General features: G+C 60.3%; 15 protein-coding genes. 12 read left to right on the top strand and 3 right to left on the bottom strand.

The window, feature by feature from the left end; genetic code table 11:
• Positions 1-5: 5 nt before the first annotated feature.
• Positions 6-626, bottom strand: coding sequence for a GntR family transcriptional regulator (locus FIV05_RS04140; RefSeq protein WP_152508754.1), 621 nt, complete (start codon positions 624-626; stop codon positions 6-8).
• Between the two features lie 82 nt (positions 627-708).
• Here FIV05_RS04140 and FIV05_RS04135 point away from each other — a divergent pair, with 82 nt between their 5' ends.
• Entirely contained in the window at positions 709-1179 is a 471-nt protein-coding gene (locus FIV05_RS04135) for an OsmC family protein (protein WP_152508753.1), read from the top strand.
• Positions 1180-1183: 4 nt separating this feature from the next.
• Here FIV05_RS04135 and FIV05_RS04130 read toward each other — a convergent pair whose 3' ends face one another.
• Both FIV05_RS04130 and FIV05_RS04125 read right to left on the bottom strand, forming a co-directional pair.
• A complete protein-coding gene (locus tag FIV05_RS04130; protein ID WP_152511815.1) occupies positions 1184-1807 on the bottom strand; it encodes an alpha-ketoglutarate-dependent dioxygenase AlkB in 624 nt (207 codons plus the stop codon).
• Positions 1808-1826: 19 nt separating this feature from the next.
• Positions 1827-2660 carry a hypothetical protein gene (locus tag FIV05_RS04125; protein ID WP_152508752.1) on the bottom strand — a complete coding sequence of 278 codons (834 nt, stop codon included), beginning with the start codon at positions 2658-2660 and terminating at the stop codon, positions 1827-1829.
• 355 nt (positions 2661-3015) lie between these two features.
• Between FIV05_RS04125 and dnaK the strand changes: the two genes are divergently transcribed.
• The 11 genes from dnaK to rimI all read left to right on the top strand — a co-directional run bounded on the left by dnaK (position 3016) and on the right by rimI (position 12943).
• Complete coding sequence (gene dnaK, locus FIV05_RS04120; RefSeq protein WP_022999135.1) at positions 3016-4938, top strand: molecular chaperone DnaK; 1923 nt, start codon at positions 3016-3018, stop codon at positions 4936-4938.
• A gap of 162 nt (positions 4939-5100) precedes the next feature.
• Positions 5101-6231 carry a molecular chaperone DnaJ gene (gene dnaJ, locus FIV05_RS04115; RefSeq protein ID WP_152508751.1) on the top strand — a complete coding sequence of 377 codons (1131 nt, stop codon included), beginning with the start codon at positions 5101-5103 and terminating at the stop codon, positions 6229-6231.
• Positions 6232-6336: 105 nt separating this feature from the next.
• Positions 6337-6999 carry an rRNA adenine N-6-methyltransferase family protein gene (locus FIV05_RS04110; RefSeq protein ID WP_083660359.1) on the top strand — a complete coding sequence of 221 codons (663 nt, stop codon included), beginning with the start codon at positions 6337-6339 and terminating at the stop codon, positions 6997-6999.
• Between the two features lie 125 nt (positions 7000-7124).
• Complete coding sequence (locus tag FIV05_RS04105) at positions 7125-7700, top strand: NAD(P)H-dependent oxidoreductase (RefSeq protein ID WP_055657064.1); 576 nt, start codon at positions 7125-7127, stop codon at positions 7698-7700.
• A 174-nt stretch (positions 7701-7874) separates the two neighbouring features.
• Positions 7875-8435: an ATP-dependent protease subunit HslV gene (gene hslV, locus FIV05_RS04100; RefSeq protein WP_006935406.1), complete on the top strand. Its 561-nt coding sequence runs from the start codon at positions 7875-7877 to the stop codon at positions 8433-8435.
• Between the two features lie 6 nt (positions 8436-8441).
• Positions 8442-8960, top strand: a complete 519-nt coding sequence (locus tag FIV05_RS04095) for a GNAT family N-acetyltransferase (RefSeq protein ID WP_152508750.1) — start codon at positions 8442-8444, stop codon at positions 8958-8960.
• 3 nt (positions 8961-8963) lie between these two features.
• The gene (hslU, locus tag FIV05_RS04090) at positions 8964-10268 is read left to right on the top strand and encodes an ATP-dependent protease ATPase subunit HslU (RefSeq protein ID WP_022999128.1); all 1305 of its coding nucleotides are present in this window, start codon (positions 8964-8966) and stop codon (positions 10266-10268) included.
• An 89-nt stretch (positions 10269-10357) separates the two neighbouring features.
• A complete protein-coding gene (locus FIV05_RS04085; RefSeq protein WP_031268712.1) occupies positions 10358-10852 on the top strand; it encodes a universal stress protein in 495 nt (164 codons plus the stop codon).
• Between the two features lie 190 nt (positions 10853-11042).
• Positions 11043-11600, top strand: a complete 558-nt coding sequence (locus FIV05_RS04080; RefSeq protein ID WP_152508749.1) for a NifU family protein — start codon at positions 11043-11045, stop codon at positions 11598-11600.
• Positions 11601-11780: 180 nt separating this feature from the next.
• Positions 11781-12458, top strand: coding sequence for a tRNA (adenosine(37)-N6)-threonylcarbamoyltransferase complex dimerization subunit type 1 TsaB (gene tsaB, locus FIV05_RS04075; RefSeq protein ID WP_152511814.1), 678 nt, complete (start codon positions 11781-11783; stop codon positions 12456-12458).
• The gene (rimI, locus tag FIV05_RS04070; RefSeq protein ID WP_022999124.1) at positions 12455-12943 is read left to right on the top strand and encodes a ribosomal protein S18-alanine N-acetyltransferase; all 489 of its coding nucleotides are present in this window, start codon (positions 12455-12457) and stop codon (positions 12941-12943) included. The genes tsaB and rimI overlap by 4 nt, the downstream gene beginning before the upstream one ends.
• The last annotated feature ends 21 nt before the right edge of the window (positions 12944-12964 follow it).

Below are 12964 nucleotides of genomic sequence, written 5' to 3'. Positions count from 1 at the left end.
AAGGTTCAGCCGGGCATTGCGTCCAGCAATGTCTGCCGCGCGTCCGCGATATGGCGGGCCAGAATGTCTGCCGCCTGGTCTTCCGTGCGTGATTTCATCGCTGCCACCAGCTCTTCATGGTCCTTCAGCCACCTGTCGGTGAGCGTCGGCAGGACGCCGTAGCCGGCAATGTGAATGCGGCAGGTCCGCCGAAGATCCTCGATCATCGCCAGCTCTCTTGGGCGTCTTGCAGGCATATAAAGGCTCTTGTGAAAGGCCCAGTCGCCGTCGGCCCAACGGTCGGTTGCCGCGTCTATGCTGGAGTGGGCAAGGGCTGCTTCGATATTCACAAGATCGTCCGCTTCCAGCCGCTGGATTGATTGCCGTAGGCAATCGGTCTCCAGAAGCACGCGCAGATGGTAGACCTCATCAATCTCCGCGGGGGTAAGACTGATCACTCGAGCCCGTCGATTGCGCTCAAGGTCGATCAGGCCCCGTGCGGCCATCAGCTGCAGGGCGTCGCGCACGGGAATGCGACTGACCGAAAAGCGGGCAGCAAGCTCTCCCTGTTTCAGTTCCTCACCCGGCCGGAAGATCCCGGAGACGATATCGGTTTCGAGCGTGGCTGCGATTTTTTCTGCGGACATGGCACCTCCCGAAATTTTCAATAGAGCCTTGACAGCAGCCTGTAAATCAAAAATGTATAAATGTATACATTTTGGAGGAAGCATGAGCAAAGAGCACGTCTACACATCCCTCATCCACTGGACGGGAAACCGGGGCGAGGGGACGAAGAGCTACAGGTCCTATGACCGAACCTGGGAGATACGAACACCTGGAAAGCCTCCGGTTTCCTGTTCGAACGACCCGCTACTGGGCGGAAATCCCGCGCTCCATAATCCGGAGGACTTGCTCCTGTCCTCCCTGGCGAGCTGCCACATGCTCTGGTATCTGCATCTGGCAAGCGATGCTGGCATTGCCGTCATGGGATACGAGGACGTGCCGGATGCGACGGGGGAAACCGAGCCTTCCGGAGCCGGCCGTTTTCTGCGCGCTGTGCTGAAGCCGGTCATCACCGTGCCCAAGGGTACGGACCTGGCAACGGCCGACGCGATCCACCACGAGATCCACAAGGTCTGCTTCATCGCCCGCTCGGTAAATTTTCCGGTGAGCTTCGAGGCAACCTACGTGGAAACGTAAGAATTCAGGGTGGCGTGACGCGCCGAAGGGTCAGGTTGATGCGGCCGCCGTTTTTCAGAAGCGTCGAAGTTCCCTTCAACACGCGATCGATACCGTGAAAGGCCAGTCGAGCCTCGCCGCCGAGTACGACGACGTCACCGGATTGAAGGCGGAAGGATTTGGTAGGATCCTTCCTGTTCACGCCGCCAACACGGAAGGTCGCAGTGTCTCCCAGGGAAACCGAGACGACCGGGGCTTCGAACATCTGTTCATCCCTGTCCTGGTGCAGGCCCATGCGGGCGCTGGGATCATAGAAATTGATCAGGCAGGCTTCGGGTGGTGGCGCCGCACCGGCAACGTCCTTCCACAGGTGCGTCAAGGCATCCGGCATGGCTGGCCATGGCCGGCCGGTTTCGGGGTGCGCCGGCTGGTAGCGATAGCCTCGGATATCCGACACCCAGCCGAGCGGCCCGCAGTTGCTCATGCGCACCGAAAAGGGCTTTCCGGTTTTCGGCATTACCGGCTGGAACAAGGGCGCTTCGGCGACGATCGCTCGGATATGTGCCAGGAGCTGTTCCTGGCCCTCGCGGTCGAAATAACCCGGCAGATAGTAAAGCCCGCTCAGGCCGTTTATGGGATTTTCCTGCATGGTCAATTGTCGCCGGTCGTCAGTCGCCCCCGCCGCAACCGCTGCAGCCGGAGCTGCCACCGCCGCCTCCGTCACCGCTGCTGCTGGTGCCGCAGCCTGAACTGCATCCGGAAGAATTTCCACCGGTCGATTTCTTGAAGAGGATGATCAGCACCACGGCGATGATGAACAGGGAAATCAGGAATTCGGCCGTGTGCATGGTGGCCCAGTGCCAGACCATGTTGCGCAGTCTCTCGATGAGGGTATCGCCTTGCGCCTCGCCATGGGCGAAGGCCAGCCTGGTGCCTAGAAGCAGAGATATGGCGGCCAGCAGGGCGCAGTGAACTGCGGTGGGCGCATTCGCAACCTTCCCGGCTTGTCTTGCGAGCTGGTTCGGCCAGTCCGGCTTGCGGATGATCCACACATCCTGCGCATTCACGCGGACAAAGCCCGGCGCCTTGCCGAACCGGATTTCCTCCGGTGGCCAGATGTCCACAGGCGGTTCGCCGAATTCCGACCGGTAAAGCCGGAGTGTTCTTGCATAGGCCTGCCGGAACCGGACTTCCTGTTCCGGGCCGCCTTTTGTCGGCATGTGATGCAGCGGACCTTCGAGCGCTTCCTTGAAGGGGCCCCAGTAATGTCTGGTGTAGGTCAGGTGCAGATGCCAGGCCTGGTCCACTTCGTCGCTCGGCGTCACGATGCCTTTACCAAGCCGGCTGAGATAGGCAAACCGCAGATATTCGACAACGACCCGCCCCGCAAAGCTTTTGCTCCAGCCATTGTCTCGGGCAAGGCGCGCGGAGAACGGGAAATCCGCTTCCACTTCGTCCGGGTGGCAGGCTTGAAGCCGATTCCAGAGGCTGGGATCTTGCAATTCAGGTCTCCTTTCCGCGTTGGTATCGCGGTGACGGGGCGATGTTAGCCGTATTGTCCGCAAGGTTTGAGCAAAACCTCGTCTCCATGTGCCGATTGCATGTGGAATTCGCAAAGCTGACAATGCTGGTAACGATCTGGGAAGAAATATCGGCGAAGAACGGAAGGTCTGTGAAATGTCAGTGGACAGATGTCTTGCAGGCAAAGTTTCATCCACCTATATAGCGGTCAAGCTTCGCGCCAAATCATGAGCCTAGCGTTCAGGCGCGATGTCCGGGGGAACCCGGAACCCAACTGAGAGGAGCCGGAATGACGCCTTTTTGGGTCTATCCGGTTTGCTAGAAAGAGAGGCAGATATGGCAAAGGTCATTGGTATCGACCTCGGCACGACGAACTCGTGCGTCGCCGTAATGGACGGCAAGGATTCCAAGGTAATTGAAAACGCAGAAGGCGCCCGCACCACCCCGTCGATGGTGGCCTTCTCCGACGATGGCGAGCGTCTCGTCGGCCAGCCGGCAAAACGCCAGGCGGTCACGAACCCGACCAACACCCTTTTTGCAGTCAAGCGCCTGATCGGTCGCCGGTACAGCGATCCGACCGTCGACAAGGACAAGAAGCTTGTCCCGTTCGAGATCGTCAAGGCCGACAATGGCGACGCATGGGTGGAAGCCAACGGCGACAAATACTCCCCGTCCCAGGTGTCCGCTTTCATCCTTCAGAAGATGAAGGAAACCGCAGAGAGCTATCTCGGCGAAAAAGTGACCCAGGCGGTCATCACCGTTCCGGCATACTTCAACGACGCGCAGCGCCAGGCAACCAAGGATGCCGGCAAGATCGCGGGTCTTGAAGTCCTGCGCATCATCAACGAGCCGACGGCAGCAGCGCTTGCCTACGGTCTCGACAAGAACGACGGTAAAACCATCGCGGTCTATGACCTTGGTGGCGGTACGTTCGACGTCTCCGTCCTGGAAATCGGCGACGGTGTCTTCGAAGTGAAGTCCACCAACGGCGACACCTTCCTCGGCGGTGAAGACTTCGACATGGTTCTCGTCGACTACCTCGCGTCCGAGTTCAAGAAGGACCAGGGCATCGACCTGAAGAACGACAAGCTGGCCCTGCAGCGCCTGAAGGAAGCTGCGGAAAAGGCGAAGATCGAACTGTCGTCCTCTTCCCAGACCGAAATCAACCTGCCGTTCATCACGGCGGACGCTTCCGGTCCGAAGCACCTGACGCTGAAACTCACCCGCGCCAAGTTCGAGTCGCTGGTTGAGGATCTGGTCAAGCGCACCATCGAGCCGATGAAAGCCGCTCTGAAGGACGCAGGTCTTGCTCCGGGTGAAATCGACGAAGTGGTTCTGGTCGGCGGCATGACCCGCATGCCGAAGATCCAGGAAACCGTGAAGACCTTCTTCGGCAAGGACCCGCACAAGGGTGTGAACCCGGACGAAGTCGTGGCCATGGGCGCTGCGATCCAGGCCGGCGTTCTGCAGGGCGACGTCAAGGACGTTCTGCTGCTCGACGTGACCCCGCTGTCGCTCGGCATCGAAACGCTTGGCGGTGTCTTCACCCGTCTGATCGACCGCAACACGACGATCCCGACCAAGAAGAGCCAGGTGTTCTCGACCGCTGAAGACAATCAGACGGCCGTGACCATCCGTGTCTTCCAGGGTGAGCGCGAAATGGCTGCGGACAACAAGATCCTCGGTCAGTTCGACCTGGTCGGCCTGCCGCCGGCACCGCGCGGCGTTCCGCAGATCGAAGTCACCTTCGACATCGACGCCAACGGTATCGTCAACGTGTCCGCGAAGGACAAGGGCACCGGCAAGGAACAGCAGATCCGCATCCAGGCCTCCGGCGGCCTCAGCGACAGCGACATCGACCAGATGATCAAGGACGCTGAATCCCACGCCGATGAGGACAAGAAGCGGAAGGAACTGGTGGAAGCCAAGAACCAGGGCGAATCCCTGGTGCACTCCACCGACAAGTCCCTGAAGGATTACGGCGACAAGGTTTCCGAGGACGACAAGTCCGCAATCGAGACCGCGCTCGCCTCCCTGAAGTCTGCTCTTGAAGGTGAAGACCTGGAAGACATCAAGGCCAAGACCCAGGCTCTGGCAGAAGCTTCCATGAAACTTGGCGAAGCCATGTATCAGGCAGCTCAGGCTGACGCCCAGGCAGAAGACGGCGAGGAAGCCGATCCGAAAGCCAAGGCCGAAGACGATGTCGTTGATGCGGATTTTGAAGAAGTCAAAGAAGACGACGACAAAAAATCCGCATAACCGAAAAATACCAGCCAGCCGGTAACCGGCTGGCTGGTCCAATCCTGGCGCCGGTCGCTCGACTGCCTGATGAAAGGGCACTTGTGCGCGGCGCCTTCGCCGTAATTGGCGCCGGCATTTGCCAGGCCGCCGGCGGTGCAACAACAAGACCGGAAGATCTTGATGTCGAAACGTGATTTCTATGAGGTGCTGGGTGTTTCGCGTGAGGCGGACGAAAAAGCGCTGAAAAGCGCCTACCGCAAGATGGCCATGCAATTTCACCCGGACCGCAATCCGGGTGACGAGGCCGCCGAAGCCAAGTTCAAGGAAGTCAACGAGGCCTATGACACGCTGAAGGACAGCCAGAAGCGTGCAGCCTATGACCGTTTCGGCCATGCGGCCTTCGAAAACGGTGGTTTTGGCGGCGGCGGTGCCGGCGCCCACGATTTTTCCTCCACCATGTCCGATATCTTCGAGGAATTCTTCGGCATGGGTGGCGGCGGTAGCCGCCGGTCGGGCGGACGCGAGCGCGGTGCGGACCTGCGCTACAATCTGGATATCACGCTGGAGGATGCCTTCACCGGAAAGACGGTGGAGATAGAGGTTCCCACCAGCGTTACCTGTGACGACTGCTCCGGTTCGGGCGCAAAGCCCGGAACCAGCCCGACGACCTGCCGCACCTGTGGCGGGGCAGGCCGCGTGCGTGCCGCGCAGGGCTTCTTCACGCTGGAACGCACCTGTCCGAGCTGTCAGGGACGCGGCCAGGTGATTACCGATCCGTGCGAAAGCTGTAGCGGCTCCGGACGCAAGACCCAGGAGCGCACGCTATCGGTCAACATTCCGGCCGGTATCGAGGACGGAACCCGTATTCGGCTGGCAGGCGAGGGTGAAGCAGGCGTGCGCGGTGGCCCCGCGGGCGATCTCTATATCTTCCTCTCCATAAGGCCGCACGAGCTTTTCCAGCGCGATGGCGCCGATCTTTACTGCCGCGTGCCGATTTCCATGTCGACCGCGACACTGGGCGGTCAGTTCGACGTGCCGACGGTCGAAGGGTCTACCAGCCGCGTGAAGGTGCCCGAAGGCACCCAGACCGGAAAGCAGTTCCGTTTGCGCGGCAAGGGCATGCCGATCATGCGTTCCAGCCAGCACGGCGACATGTATATTCAGGTCACGGTCGAAACACCGACCAATCTGACCCGGCGCCAACGTGAGCTTCTGGCGGAATTCGAGAAGGAATCCTCCGGTGAAAACCATCCTGAATCGGCTGGGTTTTTCTCCAAGGTGAAGGATTTCATCGATAATCTCGGTGCATAAGCAGTCTGCAAAGGGTGACGTATGCGTGCAATATGTGCGCTTGCCCATGGCATCTTATTGCAATCACTCCTATATTCCCCGCGTGGGGGATGTGAGTGAGGAAAGATGCTGAAACGCAATAGCTCGCGCCGGGAAGCTTTTCGGGAAAAGCTTGAGAAGGCAAGTGCCGTTCGGGCGAAGGTGCTCGATGAAGTCAAATTCATCCGTTCCTGGGCCCAGAACCCGCTTCGAACCGGTGCCGTCGCCCCTTCCGGGCCCGAGCTCGCCGCCAAGATGGCCTCCTTTCTGACACCGCGTCCCCATTCAAGAGTTGTGGAACTCGGGCCGGGAACCGGCGTCGTCACGAAGGCGATTCTGGATCGCGGATTTTCCTCCCAGCAGCTCAGGCTCATCGAGTATTGCCCGGAATTTTGCGAACTGCTGACCCGCAGATACCCCGGCCTGAAAATTGTCCAGGGTGATGCCTACGCCCTTGGCGCCACCCTTTCGCGCGCCGGCGATACGCTGTCAGCAGCGGAAGACCAGCGCCATTCGCTTGACGGCATCGTCTCGTCCCTGCCGCTGCTGACGCGACCGGAAACGGTCCGCAAGGCGCTGCTGGCGGAAGCTCTGGAAATTCTGAAGCCGGGCGCGCCCTTCATCCAGTTTTCCTACGGGCTGGTCGCTCCGGTGAAACCGGACAACCGCTCTGTCTCCGTCTTCAGTTCGGACTGGGTCTGGAAAAACCTGCCTCCGGCACGCGTCTGGGTTTACCGCAAGGCCCATTGAAGGTTCAGACGGCAGGGGACAGCGGGCAGGAAGCACTCCCATTTCCCGAAAAGCGCCCTAAACTTGCCCTCAGGCGGTTCACCGCGGTGCTACGCGCGAGCCGGACATTTGTAGGGTAGGTTCTGATGCGCAATCCGAAGATCCTCGTTTGCTCGGGCTCGGTCCGAAGCGGTTCCTTCAACGGCAGACTGACGGCGCTGGCCGCCAAGAAACTTGCGATCCTGGATGCTCAGGTGACGCATCTGTCGCTGAAGGACTATCCGTTGCCGATCTACGACGGCGATCTGGAAGATACGAATGGCGTTCCGGAAAATGCCAGGAAACTCAAACGCTTGTTCCTGGCGCAGGATGGCATTTTTCTGTCCTGTCCGGAATATAACGCCGGCATCTCGCCGCTGCTGAAAAACACTCTGGACTGGATCAGCCGCGTGAAGGAACCGGGCGATCCCTACAAGACCAAGGTCTTTGCGCTCGGTGCAGCTTCGACCGGCGCGTTCGGTGGCATGCGCGGTCTGATCGGCATGCGCACCATTCTGGAAGTCGGCCTTGGAGCAATGGTCCTGCCGCAGATGGTGGCCGTACCGAAAGCGGCGGGCGCGTTCGACGACAAGGGCGAACTTTCCGATGAACGGGCAGGCGGCCAGCTCGACAAGCTGGTGGACGCACTTTTGCGGGCAACCCGGATCGAGATGTCGCACTGAGGTTTCGAATTGCCGGCCGAAATCGCACTGAAAATGTGTGTCTTGAGCCGATTTCGGCCGGCTCCATAGCCGGGCTTAACAGGGCCGCATCCCATTGACTGCTTGGAAATACCGGATTTGCCGCCTACATAGGGCGGCAGACAAGATGACCATGAAGATTGCCAAGAGGATTGAATGAGCGAAACGCGCGAACCGGCCCAGTGGCACGGTACGACGATCATGATGGTGCGCAAGGGTGGCAAGGTGGTGATCGCCGGTGACGGCCAGGTCTCCCTCGGCCAGACAGTGATCAAGCACACCGCCCGCAAGGTACGCCTGCTGGCCAAGGGCGAGGTTATTGCCGGTTTCGCCGGTGCAACCGCCGATGCCTTCACCCTGTTCGAGCGCCTTGAAGCGAAGCTGGAACAGTATCCCGGCCAATTGATGCGCGCCTGCGTGGAACTTGCCAAGGACTGGCGGACCGACCGCTATCTGCGCCGGCTGGAAGCGATGATGCTGGTGGCCGACAAGAACGTGTCGCTGGTGCTGACCGGTACCGGCGACGTTCTGGAGCCCGAAGGGGGTGTCATGGGTATCGGTTCTGGCGGCAACTATGCACTCGCGGCCGGACGTGCCCTGGCAGATACCGACTATGACGCAGAAACCATAGCCCGCAAGGCGATGGCGGTTGCAGCCGAAATCTGCGTTTACACGAACGCCAGCGTGACGGTCGAGTCGCTGGATACGGCCGAGTAGGGGCCGATGATTTCGTTTCGCCCCGTCACCGCCGACGATTTGCCCACGCTGGCGAATTGGTTGGCGCGGCCGCACTGGCGGCAATGGTGGGGCGATCCGGACGAAGAGTTGAGCAACATCCGGGACATGGTCGAAGGCAGGGATACGACCCGGCCCTTCATCTTCCAGGAAGACGGCATCGACAAGGGCTATATCCAGGCCTGGTTTGTCGGCGATCAGCAGGGAAGCGCATTTGCGGCGGATTATCCCTGGCTGGAGCGGCTGCCGGCAGAGGCCGTCGGTGTCGACCTCTCGATTGCATTCGAGGAAGATCTGTCCCGGGGACTTGGAACAAGAACTTTGCAGGCGTTTGTCCGCCAGTTGCGCGAGGAAGGTCACGAACGGATCATCATCGATCCGGATCCGGCCAATCTCAGGGCCCTGAAGGCCTATCGCAAGGCGGGCTTTCAGGAGATCGAAGCGCTTCTGGGACGCACCGGCGACTGCCTGCTGATGGAACTCGTAAGTAAAGAAGGCGTGTCTTAAACAATGTCCGATTTTTCTCCGCGTGAGATCGTTTCCGAACTCGACCGCTACATCGTCGGCCAGAAAGATGCCAAGCGCGCGGTCGCAATTGCATTGCGCAACCGCTGGCGCCGCCAGCAGCTGCAAGGCCAGATGCGCGAGGAAGTTCTGCCGAAGAACATCCTGATGATCGGCCCGACCGGCGTCGGCAAGACCGAGATTTCCCGCCGTCTGGCAAAGCTGGCAAATGCCCCCTTCACCAAGGTGGAAGCCACCAAGTTCACAGAGGTCGGCTATGTCGGCCGCGACGTGGAGCAGATCGTCCGTGATCTGGTGGAAGCCGGCATCACGCTGGTGCGCGACCAGAAGCGCGAAGCGGTGAAGGCCAAGGCACACATGCTGGCCGAGGAACGCGTGCTGGATGCGCTGGTCGGCAAGAACGCAAGCCCGGCAACCCGGGACAGCTTCCGCACCAAGCTGCGCAATGGCGAAATGGACGAGAAGGAAATCGAGGTCGAGGTCCGGGCCCAGGCACAGATGCCGAGCTTTGATCTGCCGGGCATGCCGGGTGCCAGCGTCGGGGTGATGAATGTCTCCGACCTCTTGGGCAAGGCGTTCGGCGGCCAGACCAAGACCAAACGCACCACCGTTCGCGACAGCTACCAGCTCCTGATCAACGAGGAATCCGACAAACTGCTCGACGACGACAAGGTGGTGGAAGAGGCAATTTCACTTGTCGAGAATTCCGGCATCGTCTTCCTGGACGAGATCGACAAGATCTGTGCCCGTGAAGGCCGTGCGGGAGCCGATGTCTCTCGTGAAGGCGTGCAGCGTGACCTGCTGCCGCTGATCGAAGGAACGGTGGTCTCCACCAAGCACGGGCCGGTCAAGACCGACCACATCCTGTTCATCGCTTCCGGTGCATTCCACGTCGCCAAGCCTTCGGACCTTTTGCCGGAGCTGCAGGGCCGCCTGCCGATCCGGGTCGAGCTGCGTGCGCTCGACAAGGACGATTTCCGTGCGATCCTGACCGAACCGGAAGCCAGCCTCATCAAGCAGTATGTGGCGCTGATGGAAACAGAAAAGGTCACACTGAACTTCACAGAGGATGCCATCGACGAGATCGCCTCGATTGCGGTTGATCTCAATGCCTCTGTCGAGAACATCGGTGCCCGCCGTCTGCAGACGGTGATGGAGCGCATTCTCGACGAGATTTCCTTCACGGCGCCGGACCGTCCGGGTGAAGAGGTGGAGATCACGGGCAAATTCGTTCGCGACAACATCGGCGACCTTGCCAAGAACGTCGACCTGTCGAAGTTCATCCTCTAGGAGGCATGCGGAAAGACACCGGTTGAGCGCTCCGTGCGCGGCGATTTCGCCGCTTGCGGAGTGCGCGGACCGGTGGCAGCATGCGGCCCATGGTAGCTATCAGAAAAAGCAACGAGGAAGGCCACCGCCGGAAGTTTCTGGTCGTGGTCGACGAGACGCCCGAATGTGACCGGGCGATCGTATATGCCGCAAAACGGGCGGCCCGGACCGGCGGCGTCGTGACGCTGGTCTTCATCATTGCACCTGGGGACTTCCAGCATTGGCTGGGGGTTGAAGACATCATGCGGGCGGAAGCCCAGGAAGAAGCCGAGGCAGCACTTGCGAAAGCCGCCGAGCGCGTGCGGTCCGTTGCCCGTACCGAACCGGAATCGGTGGTGCGGGAAGGGACAAAGGCCGAGGAGATCATGGAGCTGATCGAGGCGGATGCCGACATCGCCATCCTGATCCTGGCCGCCAGCACGGGCTCCGAAGGGCCGGGACCGCTGGTGTCGTCGATTGCCGGAAAATCCGCGGGAACCTTCCCCATTCCGGTGACGATCGTGCCGGGTAACCTGGATGATGATTCCATCGCCGCGCTGGCTTGACGAGCGATCGCAGGGCTGGCGGATTCAAGAAGACGGCTTGACCAGGAATGATCTGCACCTATCTAGTTTTTAACGGTTCCAAACTGCCGAGAGATACGTTAGAAACATTCATCGGCGTTTTGCGATGGAGGTGAGGCGCAAAACGAAGCCGGCAACATGGGCGCGACCTGAAGCGCAAGGACGAGACAAGATGTTCATTCAAACCGAAGCCACTCCCAATCCGGCGACACTGAAATTCCTGCCGGGACGGGTTGTCCTGCCGGAGGGAACCTACGATTTCCGCTCCAGGGCGGACGCCGGGGTGTCGCCTCTTGCACAGAAACTGTTCGACGTGCCGGGCGTGGTCGCGGTCTTTTTCGGCCACGACTTCGTGACCGTGACCAAGGACGAAACCGACTGGCAGCACATGAAGCCCGCCATCCTGGGCGTGATCATGGAGCAGTTCATGTCCGGTCAGCCGGTCATGGCCACCAGCGAAGCGGAAAATATCGAGGAAGGTGAATTCTTCGAGGCAGGTGACGCGGACACTGTCAGCACCATCAAGGAACTCCTGGAAACCCGGGTGCGTCCGGCTGTGGCGCAGGATGGTGGCGACATCACCTTCAAGGGCTTCAAGGAAGGCGTGGTCTATCTGTCCATGCGCGGTGCCTGCGCCGGCTGCCCGTCATCCACGGCAACCCTGCAGCACGGCATCCAGAACCTGCTGCGTCACTTCGTTCCGGAAGTCGAAGAAGTCCGCCCGATCTGATCGGAGCATTCCTGAAGAATTTCAAAGGCCCGGCCTCTTGTCCGGGCCTTTAATATTTTCGACTCCCATTCTTTGTGGAAGGCAAGCCCCCCTTTGGACTTAGGTCCAAAGCCCCGCTCGACTCGCGGGCCGGGGCGGGGTAGTGGCATGTGGGACACGAAAACCATGAGCCAAACCGGAATGCGCGTCCTCGCCATCGATACAGCCCTTGCCAATTGCGCCGCCGCCGTTCTCGACGACGGTGTCGAAACCGCGTGTTTCGAGGCGTGCGGCGAGGAGATCGGCCGAGGCCATGCCGAGAAGCTGATGGACATGATCGGTGAGGTCATGGCCGAGTCGTCCACCACCTTTTCCGAGCTCGACCGCGTTGCCGTGACCATCGGACCCGGCAGCTTTACCGGCCTTCGCGTCGGACTGGCGGTTGCCCGTGGCTTTGGTCTCGTGCTCGGAAAGCCGGTTGTCGGCGTAACGACCCTGGCAGCCATTGCCCGTTCCGCCGTGCCAGGGGATGACGGCGGTCCCGTGCTGGTGGCGCTGACCGGAAAGGCAGACGAGGTCTATTGCCAGCTTTATCATGCGTCCGGCAGCGCTGCCGATGAAGCCGGTGTCCGTACCATCGCAGATCTTGCGGCGAACCTGCCCAAGGACATAAGATTGGCAGGATCGGCATCGGAAAAAATCGCGAGGGAGCTTGGGCTTCCGGAAAGCGCGATATTGTCCCGCAGCACTTTCCCGGGTATTCGGGATGTCGCGGAACTGGGGATCTCCGCCGATCCTTCGAGGTCATCCCCTTCGCCACTCTATTTGCGGCCGCCCGATGCGACACCGCAAACGAAGGGAAGGATAGAACGGCAATGAGTTTTTGGTGGTTCTGGACCCAGCCGCCGGTGATAGAAGAGGCGCTGGACGAGGATCTACCAAAGATTGCCGACATCCACGCGCTTTGTTTCAAGCACAAATGGAATACGGACGAGCTTGCGCGGATGAAAGCGCATGCGGGGACGATGTTTCTGGTGGCACGCCGGGCGAGCCCCTATGGCACGCGCGCACCGCTTGGTTTCCTGATCGTGCGCACCGTTGCCGACGAAGCCGAGGTCATCACCATTGCGGTTCACCCGCGCCAGCGCGGCCGTGGCATCGGCAAGAAGCTGATGGAAGCCGGCCTGTTTCGGCTCTACGGTGAACGTTGCAAACACCTTTTTCTGGAAGTGGACGCAGCCAACGAACCGGCTCTGCTGCTGTACCGGGCGCTCGGCTTCAAGGAAGTCGGCAGCCGCAAAGGCTATTACAGCGACAGTGGAGGAGACGGCACCGCGCTTGTCATGCGCGTCGATCTTGGTTAAGCGCTGTAGCGGAAACGGATA

The sequence above is a fragment of the Labrenzia sp. THAF191a genome (genome assembly GCF_009363335.1).
Taxonomy (GTDB): domain Bacteria; phylum Pseudomonadota; class Alphaproteobacteria; order Rhizobiales; family Stappiaceae; genus Roseibium; species Roseibium algicola.
This window is presented reverse-complemented; position numbering and strand designations above follow the sequence as displayed.